Source organism: Streptomyces sp. NPDC053079 (assembly GCF_044546695.1).
In the GTDB taxonomy this organism is placed as follows: Bacteria; Actinomycetota; Actinomycetes; order Streptomycetales; family Streptomycetaceae; genus Streptomyces.
Genome location: NZ_JBITZJ010000011.1, coordinates 1 through 23,647, shown reverse-complemented (window position 1 = coordinate 23,647; position 23,647 = coordinate 1). Strand labels below are relative to the sequence as shown.

19 protein-coding genes are annotated in these 23,647 nt (G+C 70.8%); 15 read left to right on the top strand and 4 right to left on the bottom strand.

The annotated features are described in order from the left end of the window. Positions 1 to 9 precede the first annotated feature (9 nt). On the top strand, positions 10 to 1,452 hold the full coding sequence (locus ACIGXW_RS32950; RefSeq protein WP_399576594.1) for a PQQ-binding-like beta-propeller repeat protein: 1,443 nt from the start codon (positions 10 to 12) through the stop codon (positions 1,450 to 1,452). Positions 1,453 to 1,499: 47 nt separating this feature from the next. Then, positions 1,500 to 2,972: a PQQ-binding-like beta-propeller repeat protein gene (locus ACIGXW_RS32945; protein WP_399576593.1), complete on the top strand. Its 1,473-nt coding sequence runs from the start codon at positions 1,500 to 1,502 to the stop codon at positions 2,970 to 2,972. Between the two features lie 49 nt (positions 2,973 to 3,021). Here the strand turns inward: ACIGXW_RS32945 and ACIGXW_RS32940 are convergent, their stop codons facing one another. Next, complete coding sequence (locus ACIGXW_RS32940; protein WP_079274010.1) at positions 3,022 to 3,228, bottom strand: DUF397 domain-containing protein; 207 nt, start codon at positions 3,226 to 3,228, stop codon at positions 3,022 to 3,024. Positions 3,229 to 3,412: 184 nt separating this feature from the next. Here ACIGXW_RS32940 and ACIGXW_RS32935 point away from each other — a divergent pair, with 184 nt between their 5' ends. From ACIGXW_RS32935 to ACIGXW_RS32920, 4 genes are all read left to right on the top strand, one after another. Beyond that, complete coding sequence (locus tag ACIGXW_RS32935) at positions 3,413 to 4,849, top strand: PQQ-binding-like beta-propeller repeat protein (protein WP_399576592.1); 1,437 nt, start codon at positions 3,413 to 3,415, stop codon at positions 4,847 to 4,849. Between the two features lie 50 nt (positions 4,850 to 4,899). Beyond that, positions 4,900 to 6,291 carry a PQQ-binding-like beta-propeller repeat protein gene (locus ACIGXW_RS32930; RefSeq protein ID WP_399576591.1) on the top strand — a complete coding sequence of 464 codons (1,392 nt, stop codon included), beginning with the start codon at positions 4,900 to 4,902 and terminating at the stop codon, positions 6,289 to 6,291. A 144-nt stretch (positions 6,292 to 6,435) separates the two neighbouring features. Next, complete coding sequence (locus ACIGXW_RS32925; protein WP_399576590.1) at positions 6,436 to 6,771, top strand: WXG100 family type VII secretion target; 336 nt, start codon at positions 6,436 to 6,438, stop codon at positions 6,769 to 6,771. Between the two features lie 78 nt (positions 6,772 to 6,849). Further along, the gene (locus ACIGXW_RS32920) at positions 6,850 to 7,146 is read left to right on the top strand and encodes a WXG100 family type VII secretion target (RefSeq protein WP_399576589.1); all 297 of its coding nucleotides are present in this window, start codon (positions 6,850 to 6,852) and stop codon (positions 7,144 to 7,146) included. A gap of 82 nt (positions 7,147 to 7,228) precedes the next feature. On the opposite strand, the gene eccCa is transcribed toward ACIGXW_RS32920, so the two are convergent. Further along, on the bottom strand, positions 7,229 to 11,176 hold the full coding sequence (eccCa, locus tag ACIGXW_RS32915; RefSeq protein WP_399576588.1) for a type VII secretion protein EccCa: 3,948 nt from the start codon (positions 11,174 to 11,176) through the stop codon (positions 7,229 to 7,231). A 195-nt stretch (positions 11,177 to 11,371) separates the two neighbouring features. On the opposite strand from eccCa, the gene eccD reads away from it, so the two are divergent. From eccD to ACIGXW_RS32885, 6 genes are all read left to right on the top strand, one after another. Beyond that, positions 11,372 to 12,805: a type VII secretion integral membrane protein EccD gene (eccD, locus tag ACIGXW_RS32910; RefSeq protein WP_399576587.1), complete on the top strand. Its 1,434-nt coding sequence runs from the start codon at positions 11,372 to 11,374 to the stop codon at positions 12,803 to 12,805. A 205-nt stretch (positions 12,806 to 13,010) separates the two neighbouring features. Further along, a complete protein-coding gene (rpsO, locus tag ACIGXW_RS32905) occupies positions 13,011 to 13,298 on the top strand; it encodes a 30S ribosomal protein S15 (RefSeq protein WP_045934183.1) in 288 nt (95 codons plus the stop codon). 311 nt (positions 13,299 to 13,609) lie between these two features. Then, positions 13,610 to 15,832 (top strand): polyribonucleotide nucleotidyltransferase, encoded by a 2,223-nt coding sequence (locus tag ACIGXW_RS32900; RefSeq protein WP_071963941.1) that lies wholly within the window; start codon positions 13,610 to 13,612, stop codon positions 15,830 to 15,832. Beyond that, on the top strand, positions 15,829 to 17,208 hold the full coding sequence (locus ACIGXW_RS32895; RefSeq protein ID WP_071963939.1) for a pitrilysin family protein: 1,380 nt from the start codon (positions 15,829 to 15,831) through the stop codon (positions 17,206 to 17,208). Before ACIGXW_RS32900 ends, ACIGXW_RS32895 begins: the two co-directional genes overlap by 4 nt. 35 nt (positions 17,209 to 17,243) lie before the next feature. After that, positions 17,244 to 17,996, top strand: coding sequence for a 4-hydroxy-tetrahydrodipicolinate reductase (gene dapB, locus ACIGXW_RS32890; protein WP_399576586.1), 753 nt, complete (start codon positions 17,244 to 17,246; stop codon positions 17,994 to 17,996). 5 nt (positions 17,997 to 18,001) lie between these two features. Further along, complete coding sequence (locus tag ACIGXW_RS32885) at positions 18,002 to 18,463, top strand: hypothetical protein (protein WP_399576585.1); 462 nt, start codon at positions 18,002 to 18,004, stop codon at positions 18,461 to 18,463. Positions 18,464 to 18,482: 19 nt separating this feature from the next. Here ACIGXW_RS32885 and ACIGXW_RS32880 read toward each other — a convergent pair whose 3' ends face one another. Together ACIGXW_RS32880 and ACIGXW_RS32875 are read right to left on the bottom strand one after the other, a co-directional pair. Further along, positions 18,483 to 19,121 (bottom strand): hypothetical protein, encoded by a 639-nt coding sequence (locus tag ACIGXW_RS32880; protein ID WP_399576584.1) that lies wholly within the window; start codon positions 19,119 to 19,121, stop codon positions 18,483 to 18,485. A 76-nt stretch (positions 19,122 to 19,197) separates the two neighbouring features. Then, positions 19,198 to 19,440 (bottom strand): hypothetical protein, encoded by a 243-nt coding sequence (locus ACIGXW_RS32875; protein WP_360916418.1) that lies wholly within the window; start codon positions 19,438 to 19,440, stop codon positions 19,198 to 19,200. A gap of 216 nt (positions 19,441 to 19,656) precedes the next feature. Between ACIGXW_RS32875 and thyX the strand changes: the two genes are divergently transcribed. The 3 genes from thyX (at position 19,657) to ACIGXW_RS32860 (ending at position 23,319) form a co-directional block, all read left to right on the top strand. Continuing rightward, positions 19,657 to 20,406 carry an FAD-dependent thymidylate synthase gene (gene thyX / locus ACIGXW_RS32870; protein ID WP_071965960.1) on the top strand — a complete coding sequence of 250 codons (750 nt, stop codon included), beginning with the start codon at positions 19,657 to 19,659 and terminating at the stop codon, positions 20,404 to 20,406. 212 nt (positions 20,407 to 20,618) lie between these two features. Continuing rightward, positions 20,619 to 21,518: a 4-hydroxy-tetrahydrodipicolinate synthase gene (gene dapA, locus ACIGXW_RS32865; RefSeq protein WP_071965961.1), complete on the top strand. Its 900-nt coding sequence runs from the start codon at positions 20,619 to 20,621 to the stop codon at positions 21,516 to 21,518. A 115-nt stretch (positions 21,519 to 21,633) separates the two neighbouring features. Next, on the top strand, positions 21,634 to 23,319 hold the full coding sequence (locus ACIGXW_RS32860; protein WP_399576583.1) for a ribonuclease J: 1,686 nt from the start codon (positions 21,634 to 21,636) through the stop codon (positions 23,317 to 23,319). Positions 23,320 to 23,647 lie beyond the last annotated feature (328 nt).

Genomic DNA, 23,647 nt, shown 5'->3' with positions numbered 1-23,647 from the left:
AAGGAACCCATGAGCCAGCCAATACCCCCACACGGCCCACAGCGCCCGCCCCAGGTCTGGGACACGCGCTTCGACCAGCGGCAGACGGCGCCGCCCGGCTTCGGCCCGGCGCCCGTCTTCGGCCCGCCCCCGGGCGGCCCCGGCGACGGCACGCCGGAGCGCGGCCCCGGCAAGCGCCGCAAGGCCCTGGCCATCGGGCTGGGCCTGCTGCTGGTGGCCGGCGCGGGCACGGGCGGCTGGCTGCTGTGGGGGCGGGGAGGAAACGATCCCGCGCCGAAGAAGAAGGGCCCCGTCCAGGCCGTCGACGCCAAGCTCGCCTGGATGGCGCCGGTGCCGGACGCGGACAAGCAGAAGGCCGATCGCATGGCCAGGCCGTGGTTCGCCAAGGGCGCCATCGTGATGCCCACGCGCACCGCGGTGACGGCCTACGAAGCCGAGACCGGAAAGCCCCGCTGGACCCTCCCGATCCCCGGAATCGGCTGCACCAGTTCCCCGCGGTCGGAGGGGGACGTCGCGGTGGTCGTCTACGGCAAGGGCGAGTTCGAGTGCAACATGGCCATGGCCGTGGACCTAGAGCGCGGCCGTGCCCTGTGGAACAAGGAGCTGACGGACTCCAAGGGACGCAAGGACAGCCACGCGGGAGCCAACATCTCCTTCTCCAACGGTGCCGTGACCATCACCGAGGTGCTGGAGCCGCGCGTCTTCGACATCCGCACCGGTGAGCGCCGCAAGCCCTTCGACTTCGGATGCCCGGAACAGGGCACGGTCGTGGGCCGCTCCGAGCAGCTGACGATCGCCCAGTGCCAGATCTTCGACCGCTTCTTCGCCATGAGCGTGGACCCGAAGACGGGCGTGGAGAAGTGGACCTGGAAGATCCTGGACGGCCTCAAGGTGCAGAACGTCCTGTCCGTCAATCCCGCGGTCCTCACGGTCGCCCGGGAACACGACACCAATGCGTCGGACATCGTGGTCCTGGACGACAAGGGCCGCCTCAAGCACCTCGTGTCCGTCTCCTCCGGACCGTACGACCTCGACGACTGCAAGCCGAGGCAGTACGACACGTGCCGCAGGGCCGTGGTCGACGGGAACACGCTCTTCCTGCCGACGAGCCACCCCAAGGGCCCGGGCAACACCGTCGCCGCCATCGACCTGACCACGGGCAAGCCGCGCTGGACCTCCGACTTCGGCGCCGACCGGACGCACCGGCCCGTCGCCATGCACGAGGGACGCCTGCTGGTGTACCAGGAGGCCACGCGGGAGGAGAGCGGAAAACTGCTCTCGGTCGACCCGGCGGACGGCAAGGCGCAGGTCTTCATGAAGCTGCCGCAGGAGTCCGCGGAACGCGAGTCCAATCTGGCCCGCAGCGGAGACGTCTACTTCCGTGACGGCCGCCTCTACCTGGTCACGAACTACGGCATGACCGATCCCTCGATGATGATGGTCTTCCACTGACCTGGCCCCCCACGAAGTCCAGCAACGAGAACCCAGGAGTCATGTCAGTGTCACAACCGCCTCAGTACGGCTATCCGCCCCAGTCGCCGTCGGGGCCCTCGGCCCCCTTGCCGCCCGCCGCACAGCCGCCGGTCCAGCCCGCACCCCTGTCGCAATTCTCCGCGGGCGCGGGCGGTGGCGGCGGTACGCGACCGCCCGCGTGGCGCAAGCCGTCCCTCATCGGCCTGGTGCTCGTGCTGCTGCTCGCAGCGGGCGGCTGGGCGCTGTGGTCGTTCACGGGTGACGACCCGTCCGGGCCGAAGAAGCCGGGCGACACCGCGCAGGGCTCCGCCGCCGGTTCCGTCGTCTGGATGGCCGACTCCCGCACCAAGCCGGACGAGAAGGGGCAGAAGGAGGCGCTGGGCACCTGGTTCACCGACTCCCTCGTCGTCAAGGCCGAACCGGACATGGTGACGGCCTACGACATCAGGACCGGCAAGAAGAAGTGGTCCTTCCTCCTCACCAAGGAGCTCTGCGCGGCCTCCCGGGAGTCGGAGGGGAACATCGCCGTCGTCTCCGTCAAGTACGACGACGTCTGCACGCATCTGATGGCCTTCGACCTGCGCGACGGGCACCGCACCTGGGAAGAGCTGCTCGTCGACGAGAAGGAAGCCGGCGATTCCCTCAACCCCAAGAAGTGGGACAAGGCGCCCCCGGAGATCGCCCTGTACGACGGCCACGTCTACATGACCTGGGCCCAGGGCGAGCAGACCCGCCGCCTCTCGGACGGCAAGCGCGTCGCCGAGGCCAAGCGCGACAAGTGCGACAGGGTCGGCAGCGCGGGCGGCGCCCGGCTGATCTCCATCACCTACTGCGACGGCGCCCGCGACGTCAAGGTGCGCTCGCTGGACCCCACCAAGCTGGACAAGCCCAAGTGGGACCAGACGCTCTCGCGTAACGACGGCTTCTTCTCCATCATCTCCACCGACCCGCTGGTCCTCTCGCAGCACCCCTCCAAGAGCGGGCCCAACGGCTACGACTTCGTCGTGCTGGACCCGGACAGCGGCAAGGAGAAGACCCGTGTCACCTTCCAGAGCCGCTGGCAGGTGGGGACCTGCAACCTTCGGATGTCCGGCTGCACCGGAGTGATGACGGACAAGGACACCCTCTACGTGGCGGGCAAGGGCGTCACCATGGCCTACGACCTGGCCACCGGCAAGGAGCGCTGGGCCTTCAAGGCCGACGAGAACCGCTACACCATGCCGCTGGCCGGGAAGAACGGCCAGATCGCGCTCTACACCGTCGCCACCCCCGACCGCCGTGGCCGGATGACCTATGCCGACAAGTCGACGGGCAAGGCCATCCGGACGGTGGAGCACTCGGACGTCGAACGCGACCGCAAGAACGAAGCGATGATGAACAGGATCGAGGGCTTCCCCCGCCTGGTGAACGACCGCCTCCTGCTCATCAACGACGGCGGCTTCGAGGACGACCAGGCAGGGATGATCTTCGCGATCAGCGCCCCGGCGAAGAAGGACTGAACCGCACGGGGGCGTGCACACCGCACGCCCCCGTGCCGGACGGTCCCCCTCAGGCTTCCTCGACCTCGATGTCGAACTCGCCGTCCCGCACGCCCAGTACGAACGCGTCCCACTCGCTCTTGGTGTACCGCAGGACCGTGTCCGGGTCGGCGGACGAGCGCATCCCCACGGCCCCGCCCTCCAGATACGCGATCTCCACGCGTTCCGCCGAGGTGTCACCCGGGGCGCTGTGCCACTCCGCCCCCGAGATGTCCATGGCGTAGAGCGCTTCCTTCTCTTCTTCAGTGGCCACTGGGCAGGGCTCCTCTTCCGATCATCCGACGGTACGGGTGCGAGGCACCGGAGCCGACGCTAGCAACCGGCACCCGCACGACGGCGGGAGTTCGGCCACCTGCCCACCGATCGACTCTATTTCCGTAGGACAGAAAGCCGTTCACTCCATGACCGCAGCACCGCCGCCCCCGCCGGGCGGCCCCGCCCGTACGCCCCAGATCTGGGACACCGACATCGGCCGCCGCGCCACGGCCCCGCCGGGCTTCGGGCCGCCGCCCCAGCCGTTCGGCGCGGACCCCGGCGGAGGGGGCGGAGCGCCGCGCGGTCGGCGCAAGGCGCTGATCGTCGTCCTGGCGCTCGCTCTCGTCGCGGGCCTGGGCACAGGCGGATGGCTGCTGTGGGGGAGGCCGGAGAAGACCCCGCGGCACAGGGCCGAGCCGTCCGCGCCGCCGCGTGTCGACACCCGCCTGGACTGGATCGTCGCCAATCCCGACAAGGACAAGGCACTCCCCAGCCCCAGGCACCCCGCCACGTGGTTCGCGCACGGCAACGTCATCCGTACGTGGTCCCGGCAGATCACCGCACTCGACGTCCGTCAGGGCAAGGAGCAGTGGCGGATCGCGCTGCCCGGTGAGCTGTGCTCGGCTTCGCGAAGGCTCGACGACGACACGACCGCCGTGATGTACAAGCAGGACGGGAACGCCTGCACCGGCCTGATGGCCGTGGACGTCAAGAGCGGGCGGCAGAAATGGGACCGGCGCGTACCGCTCCATGACGAGCGCACCTCGGACTATGGCGACCCGCAGGTCCTGGTGTTCAGGGGCAGGGTCAAGGTCATGGGCAGGAGCGAGTCGGCGACCTTCGCGGCCGCTGACGGAAAGGTCCTGGAACACCCCAGGCTCAACCCGGCCGACAACTGCCTGGAGAACCGGGCCTCTACGGACGGCAAGACACTGCTCTCCGTGGTCCGGTGCTCCCTGGGCAGCGACCGCGAGTTCGTCCAGCGGATCGACCCCGGCACCGGCAGGGAGGACTGGACGTGGAAGGTGCCGGAAGGCCTCACGATCCGGGGCGTGCTCTCCGTGGACCCCGTCGTCGTGACGGTCGGCAGAACGGACTCCTCCGACACCTCCACGAACCTGATCAGCATCAGTCCTCAGGGCCGGACGCGGGCCGTCATCTCCCTTACGGACCACGGAGGCGCGATCGACGCCATCGTCGGCAAGGACACGGTCTACCTGGCGAGCGCGGACAAGGAGACCGCCGCGAGCACCAAGGAGAACCGCATCGTCGCCATCGACCTGGCCAAGGGGGAGAAGCGCTGGGAGACCAACGCCGGCGGCAACCGGGTCGGCACGCCCGTCGGCTTCGTCGGCGACAAGCCCCTGTTCTACCAGGGAGCCCAGTCGGGCGAGGGCGGACGGCTCGTCACCCTCGACCCGCGTGACGGTGCGCCGACCGTCCACAAGCGGATGCCGTCGGAGAGCTCCGAGGAGGAAGCCGAAATCGCCGCCCTGGGCGAGGTGTACTTCCACGACGACAAGGTCTTCGTGGTCGCCGCCGCGGAGCTCAGACCCAAGAACCTGATGATGTCGTTCGGCTGAGCCACGACGTCCAGCCCTTGCCTCAGCCGAGAATTCACCGGAGCCCTCCTGTGCCCCAGTCACCGCAGTACCCGATGCCCCCGCTCCAGCCCCCGCCCCCCACGTCCGCGCACCTGCCGGAAGACGCCCCCGGGCCCGGCCGGGGAGGCCGCCGCCGCACGACATGGGGCATCGCCCTGGTGCTCGTCCTCCTGCTCGCGTGCGGTGGGGCGTACGCCGTGTGGGGTGGCGGGGAAGGTGACGGCAAGCGCTCCGCGGCCGGCGGGCCCCAGGCTGTCGCGGCCGGTGCGGCGGCCTGGAAGAAGACCGCCCGCACCGAGCCGTCCAAGACCGCCAAGAACGCGCCGGGAGCCTGGTTCACCGGGAACACGGTGGTCAAGGCCGAGCCCGACATGATGACGGCGTACGACCTGAAGACCGGCAGGAAGCAGTGGTCCCTGATCCTCGACGGCGTCCTGTGCGCCGCCTCGAGGGAAGCCGACGCGGACCGCGTGCTCATCGCCCTGAAGACCGCGGGCATGTGCGAGACGATGGCGGCCGTCGACATCCGCCACGGCAGCAGGCTCTGGTCGCAGCCCATCGCCCTGTACAAGGCCGACGATCCGGATGCGGACAATCTCCGGCCCGAGAAATGGCCGGCGGAGCTCGAGGTGGCAGTCGGCACGGGCCACGGTTTGGTCACCTGGGCCACGGGCTCGAAGACCGTCCGCCTCGACGACGGCAAGCAGGTGGGGGAGAGTCCCGAGAAGGAGTGCCGCTGGGTCGGCGCGGCCGGGGGAACGCAACTGCTGGCCCTGCGCCGCTGCGGAGAGCGCACCACGGTGCGGGCACAGGACCCGGGCGCCCCCGACCGTCCGCGGTGGACGTGGGAGGGACGCGAGGGGGAGGAGGTCCTGGCCGTCCTCTCCACACGCCCCGTCGTGCTGCTGACCGGCACCGGCCAGGACCGGCCGGGGCAACTGGTCACCCTCGCCGACGACGGCAAGGAACGTTCCCGCTTCGAGCTCCCGGCCGACCGCGAGGGCCACGTCTGCGCGTCGGGAGTGAGCAAGTGCCCGGCGTACCTGGTCGACGGGGACACGGTCTACGTCGCCCGGAAGGGTTCGACGACCGCCTACGGCCTGGCGAACGGCCGGGAGAAGTGGACCTACAAGGCTGACACCAACCGGATGGCGTTCCCCGTCGCGGTGCAGGACGGGCAGCTCGCCGTCTACGTCGCCGGGACCCCGGAGCGGGTCGGCGAGCTGACCCGTGTCTCCACCGGCACGGGCCGGGCGGCCCGCACCACCCGGCTCTCCCCGGACCTGCGCACGACCGAGTGGCGCCTGGAGCGCGCCAGGAGCGCGGTCGCGCATCTCAAGGCGGGGGTGCTGCTGCTCGTCAACGAGGGTGCGCTGGAATCCCAGGACAGCGACGTCGTGGTCGCCGTCGTCGCCGGCTAGCCGAGGACGGAATCCGGTCGGCCCGTCAAGTCGCGGGGCTTGATGTGCGGTTGGGGCACGGGCGGCGAGTGACTACAGTGACCCGTGCGCCGCTCCGTGTGAGCGGCCGTTCGATTTGCACCAACTCATGGGGGAAGGTAGAGCATGGCTGACACTCAGAAAGTCGATGACGCTCATTTCCGGGCATTCAAGAATGCCATCGAGGAATCCAGCGCGGCTTTCTCGGCCAACCTGCGCACCTTGGTGAACGCCATCGACAACGTCTCGGGCCGCTGGGAGGGCAAGGCCGCCCTCGCCTTCAAGCAGGCGCAGCGGGAGCTGAACATGGACCACGACGCCGTGCGGAAGCTGATCGACGAGTTCAGCCGGGCGGTGGCCGAGACGCACAAGAACAGCACGGCCAACGACGCGGACATCGCCGCCACGATGAAGCGGGCCCACGCGTCGGCCGGGCCGACCAGCGCCATCAGCGGCCTCTGAGCCGACGGGCCGAGCGCCCGGACCGCCGGGCGGACCGCCCGGCGACCATTGACGTCAGCACCACGGGGAGTGGGGAACATGGCAGGACAGGACGAACTCGTCGTCCACTACAGCTCGCTGCAGGCGACCGCGAGTGACATCAAGGGTGCGGCGGCGGTGATCCAGCGCGAGATCGAGGCGATGAAGTCGGCCGTCGGCAAGGTCGCCGAAGGCTGGCAGGGCGAGGCGCACACCGCGATGAAGCAGGCGCAGGACCAGCTCCAGAAGCGGGCCGACCACATCAAGCAGATCCTGGAGAAGGTCTCCCAGGACATCCTCACGGGCGGCGACCACTACCAGGCCACCGACCGCAAGTCGGCGGGGCTCTTCAGCTGAGGCCACCGACCGCACACGCATGGGGCGGGCGACCGGAAGAAACCGGTCGCCCGCCCCATGCGCATGTCCGTACTGCGGCGCCCTACTCCGCCGGCAGCCATCCCAGCTGCACCAGCGGCGTCCCGCGCTTGCGCGAGACGAAATAGCCGCGGCCCGGTGGCATCGGGCGGGGCCGGACGCCGCCCAGGACGTCGCCCTCGCCCGGGTCGCCCGACAGCACGACGCCCTGCGCGCCGAGCTCCTTCACGCGCTGCATGAAGGGCTCGAACATCGAGCGCGAGGCACCCGCCGAGCTCCGCGCGATGATGAAGCGGATGCCGACGTCGCGGGCGAAGGGCAGATTGTCCGTGAGCACGGACAGGGGATTGCCGCCGCTCGCGGCGACCAGCTCGTAGTCGTCGACGATGACGAAGAGCTGCGGGCCCGACCACCAGCTCCGGTCGCGCAGCTGCTGCGGCGTGATGCCCGGCTGCGGGGCGCGCCGCTCCATCAGGCCGTTGAGGGCCTCGGCGTGCACCGTCAGGGAGGAGGCGATGGGGGCGTACTCCAGCAGGTGCGTCTGCGGGACGACGTCCAGCAGTGTGCGGCGGTAGTCACCGACCACGATCTTCGCCTCGTCCGGGCCGTAGCGCTCGGTGATCTGCTTGGCCAGCAGGCGCAGCAGCGCCGTCTTGCCGGACTCGCTCTCACCGAGCACCAGGAAGAACGGGTCGGTCTCGAAGTCGACGAAGACGGGCTCGAGGCCGGTCTCGTCGATGCCGATGGCCACGCCCAGCTCCGGGTGCTCGCCGCCCTTGGGCAGCTCGTCGGCGCGCAGCCTGCGCGGCAGCAGCCGCACCCGCGGCGCCTGCGGACCGGACCACGCCTCCTGGACCGCGGTGACCAGCGCGGCGGTCGCGTCCGTCATCGTCTCCGGGTCGCTGCCGGCGTCGATCCGCGGCTGGCCGCCCATGAAGTGCAGCTTCTCCGGGAGCTGGCCGCGCCCGGGGACGCCCGCCGGGACGTTCGCCGCGACCTTGCGGTCGAACTCGGAGTCCATCGTGTCGCCCAGCCGCAGCTCCAGGCGGTTGAGGAGCAGGTCCTTCAGCGTCGCCCGCACCTCCATGTTGCGGGAGGCGGTCACCACCACGTGGACGCCGTACCCGAGGCCGCGCGCCGCGATGTCGGTGACGACGCCCTCCAGCAGCTCGTACTCCTGCCGGAAGTTGCCCCAGCCGTCGACGACGAGGAAGACGTCGCCCCAGTCCTGGTCCGGCAGACGGCCCGCCGCCCGCTGCCGGCGGTAGGTGGTGATCGAGTCGATGCCGTTCGCCCGGAAGTACTCCTCGCGCCGGGCCAGGATGCCGGCCACCTCGGCGACCGTACGGCGCACCCGCTCCGGGTCGAGCCGGGAGGCGACGCCGCCCACGTGCGGCAGCCCGCTGACGGCGCTCATGCCGCCGCCACCGAAGTCGAGCCCGTAGAACTGCACCTCGGCGGGGGTGTGGGTGAGGGCGAACGCCGCCATCAGCGTCCGCATCAGCGTCGACTTGCCGGACTGCGGGCCGCCCACGACGAGCATGTGGCCGGCCGCGCCCGAGAAGTCGCGGTACAGCACGTCACGCCGCTGCTCGAAGGGCTTGTCGATCAGACCGATCGGCACCACCAGCTGGCCGGGGCGCGGGTACTCGGGGGCCGTCAGGCCGCGCCCGCCCACCTGCGAGAGCGGCGGCAGGAGCTGGTCCAGCGACGGCGCCCGGTCCAGCGGCGGCAGCCACACCTGGTGGGCGGGCGGGCCCTGGCCCTCCAGCCGGCGCACGACCACGTCCAGGACCGTGTCGGCGAACGTGTCGTCCGCGTCCCGGTCCGGGGCCGGCACCGGATCCGGCGCGGCATGGGTGACGGGCACGGGCGCCGCCGTGAAGAGCACCGGACGGCGCTCGGCCGGCAGCCGCCCGTCCCCGGCACCCGCCGCCGCGCCCGCGCGGTGCGCACCGGAGACGTACGCGGCCTTGAACCGCGTCATCTCGTCCGTACCGAACTTCAGGTACCCCGAGCCCGGCACTGTCGGCAGGTGGTACGCGTCCGGCACGCCCAGCGCCGTCCGCGACTCGGCCGCCGAGAAGGTGCGCAGACCGATGCGGTACGACAGATAGGTCTCCAGGCCGCGCAGCCGGCCCTCCTCCAGGCGCTGCGAGGCCAGCAGCAGATGCACGCCCAGCGAGCGGCCGATGCGGCCGATCTGGATGAACATGTCGATGAAGTCGGGCTTGGCCGTCAACAGCTCGCTGAATTCGTCGATCACCAGGACGAGTGAAGCCAGCGGCTCCAGCGCGGCGCCCGCGGCCCGCGCCTTCTCGTAGTCGTGCATGTTGGCGTAGTTGCCCGCCGACCGCAGCAGCTCCTGGCGGCGCTGCAGCTCGCCCGTGATCGAGTCGCGCATGCGGTCGACCAGTGTCAGGTCGTCCGCGAGGTTGGTGATGACCGCCGCGACGTGCGGCAGGGAGGACATGCCGGCGAAGGTCGCGCCGCCCTTGAAGTCGGCGAGCACGAAGTTCAGCGTCTCCGAGGAGTGGGTGACCGCCAGTCCCAGCACCAGCGTCCGCAGCAGCTCGGACTTGCCCGAGCCGGTCGCGCCGACGCACAGGCCGTGCGGGCCCATGCCGTCCTGCGCGGCCTCCTTGAGGTCGAGCATCACCGGCGAGCCGTCCTCACCGACCCCGATCGGCACGCGCAGCCGCTCGGCCGGCGTCCGCGGCCGCCACGTACGGGCGACGTCCACCGCGGCGGCGTCGCCGAGCCCGAGCAGCTCCGTGAAGTCCCAGTTGGCCAGCAGCGGCTCGTCGTCGTCGCCCCCGCCCACGCGCAGCGGCGCCAGCTGGCGCGCCAGCGCCTCCGCCGCCTCGGGCGAGAGCGTGTCCGGCACGCCGTCGTACGCCGCCACCTGCGAGTGCAGCCGCAGCCTGCCCGGCCGCACTGTCACCGCCAGCCCGCCGCGCAGCTCGTCCAGCTCGCCCGGCACGACCTCCACGACGGTGACGCCCTGCAGGCCCTCCGGCGCGGCGAACACCGAGTCCTGCGGCACCGCCGCGCCCTCCAGCACGACCACCACATGAGGCTGCTCGTGCAGCGGCCGGCCCTCGCGGCTGAACCGCGGCCGGCCCTCCAGGCGCGGCGCCAGCAGCTCCTCCAGCTCCTCCAGGTCGTCGCCGATCAGCCGCCGCGTCCCGGCCCCGTCGACCGTGCCCGCCAGCTGCACGTGCGGCAGCCACTTCGTCCACTCCCAGTGGGCGGCCGCACCGCGCCCCGCGACCACCGCGATGACGAGGTCCTCCGGCGAGTGCAGCGTGGCCAGCTGGGCCACCAGCGCCCGCGCGGTGCCGTGCACCGTCTCCGGCTCACCCGAGAGGGTGACGTGGTAGAAGGCGCGCAGCGACACCGCCATCGGTAGGCCGTCCAGCGAACCGTGTATGGCCAGGAAGCGCTGCATCGCGCCCGCCGTCAGCGGCTCCAGATCGTCTATGGGCGCCGTCTCCGGGGCCACCAGGGGCGTCGCGAGCTGCTGGGCGCCGAGCCCTATGCGCGCCTGCCCGAAGTCGTCGTCGCCCGAGCGCCGCTCCCAGACCCTGGCGCCCTCGGCGACCACCGACCACAGCTGGTCGGGCGCGGGGTGCAGATAGAACTGCGCGTCCCGCTGCGCCCGCGCGGTGCGCCGCACCGTCCGCCGGGTCTGCGCGAGGTACCTCAGGTAGTCCCGGCGCGCGTCGGCCATCTGGCCCTGCGAGCCCTGGCGGTGCCGGACGATCATGGCGATCGTCATGCCGAGCGTCGAGACCATCATCAGGACGCCCATGATCTTCATCATGGGCTGGGCGCCCGGCATGAAGAAGTAGACCATCGACGAGGCCATGCCCACGGTCGGCAGCAGCTGCATCAGGATGCCGTCCTGACGGCCGCGCGGCAGCTCGGGGGGCGCCTCCAGCCGTAGTTCCGCGCTCGGCACCTCGGGCGGGAGGACCCGCGGCGGGCGCTTGACGACGACCTGGCTCACGGAACGGTTCAACCCCTCTGAGCGAAGGGCCAGTTCCCTTCCGGCACCCCTGTGGCCCCGGCCTCCCCTCGCGAGACGGTGATCCTATCGGCGTACGGGCGTTCGCCCCCGGTAGGGTGACCAGCCGCGCGCCGTGCGGCACGGGCCGTCGAGCACGAGACCAACGCCGAAGAACCACATCAGGGGGCAATCCGGGTGAGTACGCCCGCCACGACCGGCTTTTGCAGGGTGACCGTCGTCGCGCCCGACCGTCGCATCGACGTCGCCCTCCCCGAGGACCTGCCCGTCGCCGACGTCAACCCGGAGATCCTGCGGCTGACCGGCCGGACCCAGGCCCCCGGCAGCCCCACCGGCTACCACCTCGTCCGCCGCGACGGCACCGTCCTCGACGGCGCCCGCACCCTCGCCGCCCAGCGCGTCCTCGACGGCGAGATCCTCTGCCTGCGGCCCTTCTCCGAATCCCTGCCGCCCGCCGTCCACGACGACGTCTCCGACGCCGTCGCCTCCGCCGTCACCGGCGAGCGCGCCCTGTGGGACGCCCGGCTCCTGCGCGGCACCGGCCTCTTCGCCGGCGCCCTGCTGCTCGTCCTCATGGGCCTCGTGCTCTGGTTCGCCGACCCGGTCCGCCACGACATGCACGGCGTGCCCGGCATCGTCGCCGCCGTCGTCGCCGTCTTCCTCACCGCCTTCGCGGGCATACGGGCCCGCGTCTACGACGACCGCGCCTCGGCCGTCGCCCTGGGCCTGGCCGCCGTGCCACACCTGCTGATCGCCGGGTCCGGCGTGCTCGGCCCCGGCGCGGGCGAGGGCGCCGGCCGGCTGCAGCTGCTGCTGGGCTGCGCGACCGTCCTGATCGCCGCCGTCGTCCTGGTCGCCCTGATGCCCGGCGGCGACGCCCCCTTCGTCGCCACCGTCGTCGCGTCCGCCACCGGCGTCCTGGCCACCTTCGGCGCCATCCTCGGCGGGGCCGACCCGGCGGATGCCGCCGCCGTCTGCGCCGTCGTCGCGATCGGCGCCATCGCCTTCCTGCCCGCCCTCTCCGCCCGCGTCGCCCGCCTCCCCGTCGGCTACGCCGCACCCCGCGCGGCCGCCGGCGACGAAGACCTCGACGCGCCCCGGGGCGCCGGCACCGAGCCCGTGGACGCCGAGCGCATCGCCGCCCAGGCCCGCCGCGGCCACGAGCTGCTGCTCGGCCTCGTCGGCGGCTGCGCCGCCGTCGTGACCGGCTCCGCCGCCGTGCTCGCCTTCTCCGCCGACCCCTGGGCCCAGGCCCTCGCCCTGGCCGCCGGCCTGAGCATGCCGCTGCGCGCCCGCCTCTTCCGCTACACCGCGCAGGTCGCCGCCGTCCTCGGCGCGGGCGTGGCCACCCTCGCCCTGCTCGTCCTGGGCATGGCCGTGCACCCCTCCGCAGCCGTCTCCGACGTCCGCACGGTCTGGCTCACCGCCGCCGTCGCCGCCGTCGCGGCCCTGCTCACCTGCGTCGCGCTGATCATCCCCCGCAAGGGGCTGTCACCCTTCTGGGCGAGAGCGTCCGAGGTGACGGAGAGTGCCTTCCTCCTCGCCCTCGTGCCCCTGTGCCTCGCGGTCCTCGACCTGTACTCCACCGCCCGCGGCCTCGCCGGCGGCTGAACCGCGACCCCCGGCGGGGCCCGGCCACGGGGCTGGTACTGTGTGTGGTGGCCGTTTGTGTACGCGCCTCCGGACCGCCCCGGTCAGCCGATCAGGGTTCTGGGGACAGCGCCCAGCGGACCCCGCCTCCCGAGTAACGGAAGCTCCCCTGAGACATAGACCAGGGGCACTCGGTGGCCGAAACAGAGAATTTGAGGAGTACCGCGTGTCGCTCGACGCCGCTACGAAGAAGCAGATCATGGCCGAGTTCGCCACCAAGGAGGGCGACACCGGTTCCCCCGAGGTCCAGGTGGCCATGCTCACCCGCCGCATCTCGGACCTGACCGAGCACCTCAAGCAGCACAAGCACGACCACCACTCCCGTCGTGGTCTGCTGCTCCTGGTCGGCCAGCGTCGCCGCCTGCTGCAGTACCTGGCCAAGAAGGACATCACGCGCTTCCGCGCCCTGGTCGAGCGCCTCGGCATCCGCCGCGGTGCCGCCGGCGCCAAGTAAGACGTCATGAAGGGAGCGGTTCCCAGCCCGGGGGCCGCTCCCTTCGTGCATGCCGCGGCCGCGCGCCCCTTCGCGCAGCTCACGGGAAGCAGAGACGAGCAGAAGCTTTGTAGTCTGGTCCCACAACGGCATACAGAACGAAACACCTGACGAGGAGGGACGCCGGCGCTCCGCCGGTCCTCGGTAGTGGCCCCCGGAACAGGGAATTCCGGGTGCTTCGATCGAAGACCGGCTCCCGCACAGCGCACCGCGGCGCCCTCCACCACCGTCCCCGCCACACGGGCGGGGACGCACAAGAGGAGATATCCCTGGTGGAGAACGAGACCCACTACGCCGAGGCCGTCATCGACAACGGCGCCTTCGGCACCCGCACCATCCGCTTCGAGACGGGCCGCCTGGCCAAGCAGGCCGCCGGCTCCGCCGTGGCGTACCTGGACGACGACACCATGGTGCTGTCGGCCACCACCGCTTCCAAGAAGCCCAAGGACCAGCTCGACTTCTTCCCCCTGACGGTGGACGTCGAGGAGCGGATGTACGCGGCCGGCAAGATCCCCGGCTCCTTCTTCCGCCGTGAGGGCCGCCCCTCCGAGGACGCGGTCCTCACCTGCCGTCTGATCGACCGGCCGCTGCGCCCCTCCTTCAAGAAGGGCCTGCGCAACGAGATCCAGATCGTCGAGACGATCATGGCGCTCAACCCCGACCACCTCTACGACGTGGTCGCCATCAACGCCGCCTCCTGCTCCACGCAGCTCGCGGGCCTGCCCTTCTCCGGCCCGATCGGCGCCACCCGTGTCGCCCTGATCAAGGGCCAGTGGGTCGCGTTCCCGACCCACACCGAGCTCGAGGACGCCGTCTTCGACATGGTCGTGGCCGGTCGCGTCCTCGAGGACGGCGACGTCGCGATCATGATGGTCGAGGCCGAGGCCACCGAGAAGACCATCCAGCTGGTCAAGGACGGCGCCGACGCCCCCACCGAGGAGGTCGTCGCCGCCGGTCTCGAGGCCGCGAAGCCCTTCATCAAGGTGCTGTGCCGCGCCCAGTCCGAGCTCGCCGCCAAGGCCGCCAAGCCCGAGGGCGAGTTCCCGGTCTTCCTGGACTACCAGGACGACGTCCTGGAGGCCCTGACCGCCGCGGTCCGCACCGAGCTCTCGCAGGCGCTCACCATCGCCGGCAAGCAGGAGCGCGAGACCGAGATCGACCGCGTCAAGGAGCTCGCCGCCGAGAAGCTGCTGCCGCAGTTCGAGGGTCGCGAGAAGGAGATCTCCGCGGCGTACCGCTCGCTGACCAAGTCCCTGGTCCGTGAGCGCGTCATCAAGGAGCGCAAGCGCATCGACGGCCGTGGGGTGACGGACATCCGTACCCTCGCCGCCGAGGTCGAGGCCATCCCGCGCGTGCACGGCTCGGCGCTGTTCGAGCGCGGCGAGACCCAGATCCTGGGTGTCACCACGCTGAACATGCTCCGCATGGAGCAGCAGCTCGACACGCTGTCGCCGGTGACGCGCAAGCGCTACATGCACAACTACAACTTCCCGCCGTACTCCGTCGGCGAGACCGGCCGCGTCGGTTCGCCGAAGCGCCGCGAGATCGGCCACGGCGCCCTGGCCGAGCGGGCCATCGTGCCCGTGCTGCCGACGCGCGAGGAGTTCCCCTACGCGATCCGTCAGGTGTCCGAGGCCCTCGGCTCCAACGGCTCCACCTCCATGGGCTCGGTCTGCGCCTCCACCATGTCGCTGCTGAACGCCGGTGTGCCCCTGAAGGCCCCCGTCGCCGGTATCGCCATGGGCCTGATCTCCCAGGAGATCGACGGCAAGACGCACTACGTCGCCCTCACCGACATCCTCGGTGCGGAGGACGCGTTCGGCGACATGGACTTCAAGGTCGCCGGTACCAAGGAGTTCGTCACCGCCCTCCAGCTCGACACCAAGCTGGACGGCATCCCGGCCTCCGTCCTGGCCGCGGCCCTCAAGCAGGCCCGTGACGCCCGCCTCCACATCCTCGACGTGATGATGGAAGCGATCGACACCCCGGACGAGATGTCCCCCAACGCCCCGCGGATCATCACCGTCAAGATCCCCGTGGACAAGATCGGTGAGGTCATCGGCCCCAAGGGCAAGATGATCAACCAGATCCAGGAGGACACCGGCGCCGAGATCACGATCGAGGACGACGGCACCATCTACATCGGTGCCGCCGACGGTCCGGCCGCCGAGGCCGCCCGCGCCACGATCAACGGCATCGCCAACCCGACCATGCCGGAGGTCGGCGAGCGCTACCTGGGTACGGTCGTCAAGACCACCACCTTCGGTGCGTTCGTCTCCCTGCTCCCGGGCAAGGACGGCCTGCTGCACATCTCGCAGATCCGCAAGCTCGCCGGTGGCAAGCGCGTGGAGAACGTCGAGGACGTGCTCGGCGTGGGCGCCAAGGTCCAGGTCGAGATCGCCGAGATCGACCAGCGCGGCAAGCTCTCCCTCATCCCCGTGATCGAGGGCGAGGACGGCAACGCCGACGAGACCAAGGACGAGTCCGACAAGTGACGTCCCGTAGTACACGGAAGACGGCCCGCACCTCCTCGGAGGGGCGGGCCGTCGCCCGTACCCAAACGCTTCTCAAGGGCGAGAACGGCATCGGCACGGTCCGCCGGACCACCCTCCCCGGGGGTCTGCGCATCGTCACCGAGACGCTGCCGTCCGTGCGCTCCGCGACGTTCGGCATCTGGGCGAACGTCGGCTCCCGCGACGAGACGCCGACCCTCAACGGCGCCACGCACTACCTGGAGCACCTGCTCTTCAAGGGCACGGCCAAGCGCAGCGCGCTGGACATCTCCGCCGCCATCGACGCGGTCGGCGGCGAGATGAACGCGTTCACGGCGAAGGAGTACACCTGCTACTACGCACGTGTGCTCGACACCGATCTGCCGCTCGCCATCGACGTCGTCTGCGACATGCTGACCGGCTCGCTGATCGAGGCCTCGGACGTCGACGCCGAGCGTGGGGTGATCCTCGAAGAGATCGCCATGACCGAGGACGACCCCGGCGACTGTGTGCACGACCTGTTCGCGCACACCATGCTGGGCGACACCCCGCTCGGCCGCCCGGTGCTCGGCACGGTCGACACGATCAACGCGCTCACCCGCGACCAGATCGCCCGCTTCTACAAGAAGCACTACGACCCCACCCACCTGGTCGTCGCCGCCGCGGGCAACGTCGACCACGCCAAGGTCGTCCGCCAGGTCCGGGCCGCGTTCGAGAAGGCCGGCGCCCTGGGCCGCCCGGACGCGACCCCCGTCGCCCCGCGCTCCGGCGCGAAGACGATCCGTACCGCCGGCCGCGTGGAGGTGCTGGGCCGCAAGACCGAGCAGGCGCACGTCGTCCTCGGCATGCCGGGCCTGGCCCGCACCGACGAGCGCCGCTGGGCACTCGGGGTCCTCAACACCGCCCTCGGCGGCGGCATGAGCTCCCGGCTCTTCCAGGAGGTCCGGGAGAAGCGCGGCCTGGCCTACTCGGTGTACTCCTACACCTCGGGCTTCGCCGACTGCGGCCTCTTCGGCGTCTACGCCGGCTGCCGTCCGAACCAGGTCCACGACGTGCTCAAGATCTGCCGCGACGAGCTGGACCGGGTCGCCTCCGAGGGGCTGTCGGACGAGGAGATCGGCCGTGCCATCGGCCAGCTCTCCGGCTCCACGGTCCTGGGCCTGGAGGACACGGGCGCGCTGATGAACCGCATCGGCAAGAGCGAGCTGTGCTGGGGCGACCAGATGTCGGTCACCGACATGCTGACGCGCATCGCGGCCGTCACCCCGGAGGAGATCCGCGAGGTGGCCCGCGATGTACTGGGACAGCGTCCTTCGCTGTCCGTCATCGGCCCGCTGAAGGACAAGCAGGCCGCGCGCCTGCACGAGGCCGTTTCTTAACCCGCACAGTCGATGGTTCGAAGGAAGCAGGGACGATGAGCAAGCTGCGCGTCGCGGTGATCGGCGCCAAGGGCCGGATCGGTTCCGAGGCCGTACGGGCCGTGGAGGCCGCCGACGACATGGAGCTGGTGGCCGCGCTGGGCCGGGGCGACAAGCTGGACGCCCTGACCGAGGCGGGAGCCCAGGTCGCGGTCGAGCTGACGCACCCGGACTCGGTGATGGACAACCTCGAGTTCTGCGTCCGCAACGGCATCCACGGTGTCGTCGGTACGACCGGCTGGACCGAGGACCGCCTGGCGAAGCTGAACTCCTGGCTGGAGGCCTCGCCCTCCACCGGCGTGCTCATCGCCCCGAACTTCTCCATCGGCGCGGTCCTGACCATGGCCTTCGCCCAGCAGGCGGCCCGCTTCTTCGAGTCCGTCGAGGTCGTCGAGCTGCACCACCCGAACAAGGCCGACGCCCCCTCCGGCACCGCCACCCGCACCGCGCAGCTCATCGCGGCCGCGCGGCGCGAGGCGGGCTGCGCACCGCAGCCGGACGCCACGACCACAGCCCTGGAGGGCGCGCGCGGCGCGGACGTCGACGGGGTGCCCGTGCACGCCGTACGCCTGCGCGGCCTGCTGGCCCACCAGGAGGTGCTCTTCGGCGACACGGGCGAGACGCTCACCATCCGGCACGACTCGCTGCACCACAGCTGCTTCATGCCGGGCATCCTGCTCGGCGCGCGCCGCGTGGTGACCACCCCGGGCCTCACCTTCGGCCTGGAACACTTCCTGGATCTGGGCTGATCATCGTGCGCGCGAAAGTCGTCTACTTCGCCCTGGCCGCCGTCCTGGCCGTCTACTTCGTCCTGGTCGGCAGCCGGGGGGTGATGCTCATCCAGCAGGGCACGGTCGTCACGGTGGCGTTCGGCGTCGCCGTGCTGGTGCTGCCCTTCATCGGCGCCTGGTTCCTGTACCAGACCACCAAGTTCGCGCGGGACGCCGACCGGCTGGCGCGGGAGCTGGAGGCCGAGGGCGGGCTTCCGGTGGACGAGCTCGTCCGGACCCCCGGCGGCCGGATCGACCGGGACTCGGCGGACGCCGTCTTCGACAAGCGCCGCGCCGAGACGGAGCGGGCCCCGGGGGACTGGCGCTCGTGGTTCCGGCTGGCCGTCGCGTACCACGACGCTCGGGACACTCCGCGGGCGCGCAAGGCGATGCAGCGGGCGATCGCCCTGCACGACGGGAAGCCGGTACGGGCCGACCTGGCCTAGCCGGCCGGCCGGGCGGGGCTCAGTCCTTGAACTCCGCCACCCAGTCCTCGACGGCGTAGGCGGCCGCGGCGAAGGCCAGCGGGCGGCCGAGGAAGTCGGCGCCGTGGTTGCTGACCAGGGCGGGCAGCGGCTCGCCCTGGGCCCGCTCGACGAGGAGGACCTGGCCCTGGACCGTGCGCGGCAGACCCAGCAGCCGGACGGGCTGCTGCACCATGCGCACGCCCGCGACCTCGGACCACGCCAGCGTGGTGCCCGACAGCAGTCGCAGCTGCCGCAGCCCCTGGGGACCCACCCAGATGCCGGTACGGACCAGCCGCACCGCGAGTGTGATCAGCAGGGCGCCGACGGCGCCGCACACGCCCGCGCCGATCCAGGACCCTGCCAGGGCGATGATCAACGCGGAGAGCAGCACATAACCGGCCAGCAGAAGCACCACCGCCGCGCCACCCACCCGCAGAGGGCCGGGGGAGTACGGACGTCGCCAGCGGTGGCGGGTGTCGTACGGGTCCTCGGGGTCCTCGGGGGAGGGGGACGCGGCGGTTGCGGGCGCGGCCGCAGCGGTGCCGGTCGCGTCCGTGGTCGTGGGTGTAATGGGGGTCGGAGCCGCAGTCGCGAGGTCGTCGCCGTCGCGGTCGGCTGTCAGGAAGGGCAGGGGCACGACGGTTCCTCACTCATACGCACGCACGCTCGAATGGCGTGCGGGGTGAGGGTACCCGCTGATCAGCGGGCGTCCGTCAGCGGCCCGTGCCCGCTTCGGACTGCTGGGCGTTCTGGGTCTTCTGCGGACCGGTCTCCAGGGACGGCATACCGAACAGCAGCGCCCCGACGAGGCCCGCCGCGACGGTCAGGCCCACCAGGGTCCGCCCGGCTATCTCCGAACGGCTGGCGCGATTGCGGGGTGGCGGCGCGACGTTGCTGCGGTAGCGCTCGGCCTCGGCGACGAAGGCGAACGGTACGGGCTCTCGCCGGCGGAACATGAAGGGCTCTCCTAGGAACCTCGAAGTGCGGTGTCACACATAAGGACGCGCGAAGTCGCCCATAGGTGCCCGTTTTCCCTGACTTCTGTGAAAAATATCAACTGGCGTCCCAGGCCCGGCTGTGGGAAGGGACCGGGGGCCCGGTGTCGGCCGGGTGTCAGTGGCGGCCCTTAGGCTTGGCGGCGGCCTAGCAATGCAGATGGAAGGACCCCGCCGGTGACCGACACCCCCACCGAGGACGCGAAGACCGACGCGCCGACGTTCCGCAGCGATGTGACCGTCGAGCTCGTCAAGCACAGCGCGGCCGACTCCGACGTGCTGTGGGCCGCCCGCGTCTCCACGGCCGGCGAGCAGTCCCTCGAAGAGATCACCAAGGACCCCGAGCGGTCCAAGGGGCTCATCAATTACCTGATGCGCGACCGCCACGGCAGCCCCTTCGAGCACAACTCGATGACCTTCTTCATCAGCGCCCCGATCTTCGTCTTCCGCGAGTTCATGCGCCACCGCGTGGGCTGGTCGTACAACGAGGAGTCCGGCCGCTACCGCGAGCTCGAGCCGGTCTTCTACGTCCCGGGCGCCTCCCGCAAGCTGGTCCAGGAGGGCCGCCCCGGCAAGTACGTCTTCGTCGAGGGCAGCCAGGAGCAGTACGAGCTGACCAGCCGCGCCATGGAGGACAGCTACCGCCAGGCGTACGCCGCGTACCAGGAGATGCTGGCCGGGGGCGTCGCCCGCGAGGTCGCCCGCTCGGTCCTGCCGGTGGGCCTGTTCTCCTCGATGTACGCCACGTGCAACGCCCGCTCGCTGATGCACTTCCTCGGCCTGCGGACGCAGCACGAGCTGGCGGCCGTCCCGTCCTTCCCGCAGCGCGAGATCGAGATGGTCGGCGAGAAGATGGAAGCGGAGTGGGCCAAGCTCATGCCGCTCACCTACGCCGCCTTCAACAAGAACGGCCGCGTCGCCCCGTAACCCACCGCGTCCGTACGGTGACTGAAGTGATGGTGACGCGCTGCTACCCGGAGCATCGGGTCAGGTGTCCGTATTGCGGCGTTTCATCACCTTCATCTAGGCTGAAAAGACGGACCCGGCACTGCTTGAACCCCCGAGCAGGCAGTGCCGGGATCCCTTTTCGCACTCCCCGAGGGAGCACCTCACGGTGAGCAACGAGTAGCGTGGGCCCCATGGCTCCGACCTCCACACCGCAGACGCCCTTCGGGCGGGTCCTGACCGCCATGGTCACGCCCTTCACAGCCGAGGGCGCCCTCGACCTCGACGGCGCACAGCGCCTCGCCGCCCACCTGGTGGACGCAGGCAACGACGGCCTCGTCGTGAACGGCACCACCGGCGAGTCGCCCACCACCAGCGATGCGGAGAAAGCCCAGCTCGTACGGGCCGTCGTCGAGGCGGTCGGCGACCGCGCCCATGTCGTGGCCGGAGCCGGCACCAACGACACCCACCACAGCGTCGAGCTGGCCCGCGCCGCCCAGCAGGCGGGCGCGCACGGCCTCCTGGTCGTCACCCCGTACTACAACAAGCCCCCGCAGGAGGGCCTCCGCCGGCACTTCACCGCCGTCGCGGACGCCACCGACCTCCCGGTGATGATCTACGACATCCCCGGTCGCAGCGGTGTGCAGATCGAGACCGAGACCATGGTCCGGCTCGCCGATCACCCCCGCATCGTCGCCAACAAGGACGCCAAGGGCGACCTCGACGCCGCGAGCTGGGCCATGGCCCGCTCGGGCCTCGCCTGGTACTCCGGCGACGACATGCTGAACCTGCCGCTGCTGTCCATCGGCGCCGCGGGCTTCGTCTCGGTCGTCGGCCACGTCGTCGCCCCCGAGCTGCGCGCCCTGCTGGAGGCCCACCGGTCCGGCGACGTCGTCAAGGCCGCCGAGATCCACCGCCGCCTGCTCCCGGTCTACACCGGCATGTTCCGCACCCAGGGCGTCATGACCACCAAGGCCGCCCTCGCCCTCCAGGGCCTGCCCGCCGGACCGCTGCGACTCCCGCTCGTCGAGCTCACCGAAGAGCAGACCGAGCAGCTGAAGCGCGATCTCGCCGCGGGCGGGGTACAGCTGTAACACCAGACTTCACAACTGAATACCGACGGAATACAGACGAAAACCGCACGTGCACGAATGTCATGCGCGCCATGTGTCCAGGGGGACATGTGGCGTGCGTGGTGAGGAGAGTCTTTTGAGCCACCCGCACCCTGAACTCGGTCCGCCGCCGAAGCTCCCGAAGGGCGGCCTGCGGGTCACCCCCCTCGGCGGTCTCGGCGAGATCGGCCGCAACATGACGGTCTTCGAATACGACGGCCGTCTCCTGATCGTCGACTGCGGAGTGCTCTTCCCCGAGGAGGAGCAGCCCGGAATCGACCTGATCCTGCCGGACTTCTCGTCCATCCGGGACCGCCTCGACGACATCGACGGCATCGTGCTCACGCACGGCCACGAGGACCACATCGGCGGCGTCCCCTACCTGCTCCGCGAGAAGCCGGACATCCCGCTGATCGGCTCCAAGCTGACCCTCGCGCTCATCGAGGCCAAGCTCCAGGAGCACCGCATCCGCCCGTACACCCTCGAGGTCGTGGAGGGGCACCGCGAGCGGATCGGCCCCTTCGAGTGCGAGTTCGTGGCGGTCAACCACTCCATCCCGGACGCGCTGGCCGTCGCCATCCGCACCCCGGCCGGCATGGTCGTCCACACCGGTGACTTCAAGATGGACCAGCTCCCGCTGGACCGTCGCCTCACCGACCTCCCCGCCTTCGCCAAACTCGGCGAGGAGGGCATCGACCTGCTGCTCGTGGACTCCACGAACGCCGAGGTCCCCGGCTTCGTCCCGCCGGAGCGCGACATCTCCGGCGTGCTGCGCCAGGTCTTCGCGGGCGCCCAGAAGCGCATCATCGTGGCCAGCTTCGCCAGCCACGTGCACCGCATCCAGCAGATCCTGGACGCCGCGCACGAGTACGGCCGCCGCGTCGCCTTCGTGGGCCGCTCGATGGTCCGCAACATGGGCATCGCCCGCGACCTGGGCTACCTGCGCATCCCGGCCGGCCTCGTGGTCGATGTCAAGACGCTCGACGACCTGCCGGACGACGAGGTCGTGCTGGTCTGCACCGGCTCCCAGGGCGAGCCGATGGCGGCGCTCTCCCGGATGGCCAACCGCGACCACCAGATCCGGATCGTCCAGGGCGACACGGTGATCCTGGCGTCGTCGCTCATCCCGGGCAACGAGAACGCCGTCTACCGCGTGATCAACGGCCTGACCCGCTGGGGCGCCAACGTCGTCCACAAGGGCAACGCGCGCGTCCACGTCTCGGGCCACGCCTCGGCCGGCGAGCTGCTGTACTTCTACAACATCTGCAAGCCGAAGAACCTGATGCCGGTGCACGGCGAATGGCGTCACCTGCGCGCCAACGCCGAGCTGGGCGCGCTCACGGGCATCCCCAAGGACCACATCGTCATCGCCGAGGACGGCGTCGTGGTGGACCTGGTGGACGGCAAGGCCCGCATCGTGGGCAAGGTCCAGGCCGGCTACGTGTACGTCGACGGCCTCTCGGTCGGCGACGTCACCGAGGTCCACCTCAAGGACCGTCGCATCCTCGGCGACGAGGGCATCATCTTCGTCCACGTGGTCGTCGACAGCACCACGGGCAAGGTCGTCAGCGGCCCGCAGGTCCACGCGCGTGGCTCGGGCATCGACGACGCGGCCTTCTCGGCCGTCGTCCCGAAGATCGAAGAGGCCATCGCCAAGGCCGCCGCCGACGGCGTCGCCGAGCCCCACCAGCTGCAGCAGCTCGTGCGCCGCTCGGTGGGCAAGTGGGTGTCCGACAGCTACCGCCGGCGCCCGATGATCCTCCCTGTGGTCGTCGAGGTCTGACGCCACATCAGCCGTTTGGACGGCCGCGCCTGCGCCGATTTGCATCCGGGCGCGGCCGTCCAGTACGTTTACGACTCCACCGCAGCGGGAACGCCGAACGCCTTGTGCGTACGGGGCCCCGCAAGGCGGAGGAAAAACCGACTCAGACAAGTCTGATAAAGTCGGAACCCCGCTCCAACAGGGGGCCGGAAACGGAATTCGGACCGACTGCTTCTTTTAGAAGCGGGGGGAACGGAAAACGGATCTGGTAAGGTTGGAAACACGAAATACCGAAGGGAAGCGCCCGGAGGAAAGCCCGAGAGGGTGAGTACAAAGGAAGCGTCCGTTC

Coding starts and splice junctions, on each gene's coding strand:
- ACIGXW_RS32920 (WP_399576589.1), top strand. CDS start 6,850: ATGGCAGGACAGGACGAACTCGTCGTCCACTACAGCTCGCTGCAGGCG.
- ACIGXW_RS32935 (WP_399576592.1), top strand. CDS start 3,413: ATGACCGCAGCACCGCCGCCCCCGCCGGGCGGCCCCGCCCGTACGCCC.
- ACIGXW_RS32940 (WP_079274010.1), bottom strand. CDS start 3,228: ATGGACATCTCGGGGGCGGAGTGGCACAGCGCCCCGGGTGACACCTCG.
- dapA (WP_071965961.1), top strand. CDS start 20,619: ATGGCTCCGACCTCCACACCGCAGACGCCCTTCGGGCGGGTCCTGACC.
- ACIGXW_RS32925 (WP_399576590.1), top strand. CDS start 6,436: ATGGCTGACACTCAGAAAGTCGATGACGCTCATTTCCGGGCATTCAAG.
- ACIGXW_RS32950 (WP_399576594.1), top strand. CDS start 10: ATGAGCCAGCCAATACCCCCACACGGCCCACAGCGCCCGCCCCAGGTC.
- dapB (WP_399576586.1), top strand. CDS start 17,244: ATGAGCAAGCTGCGCGTCGCGGTGATCGGCGCCAAGGGCCGGATCGGT.
- ACIGXW_RS32875 (WP_360916418.1), bottom strand. CDS start 19,440: ATGTTCCGCCGGCGAGAGCCCGTACCGTTCGCCTTCGTCGCCGAGGCC.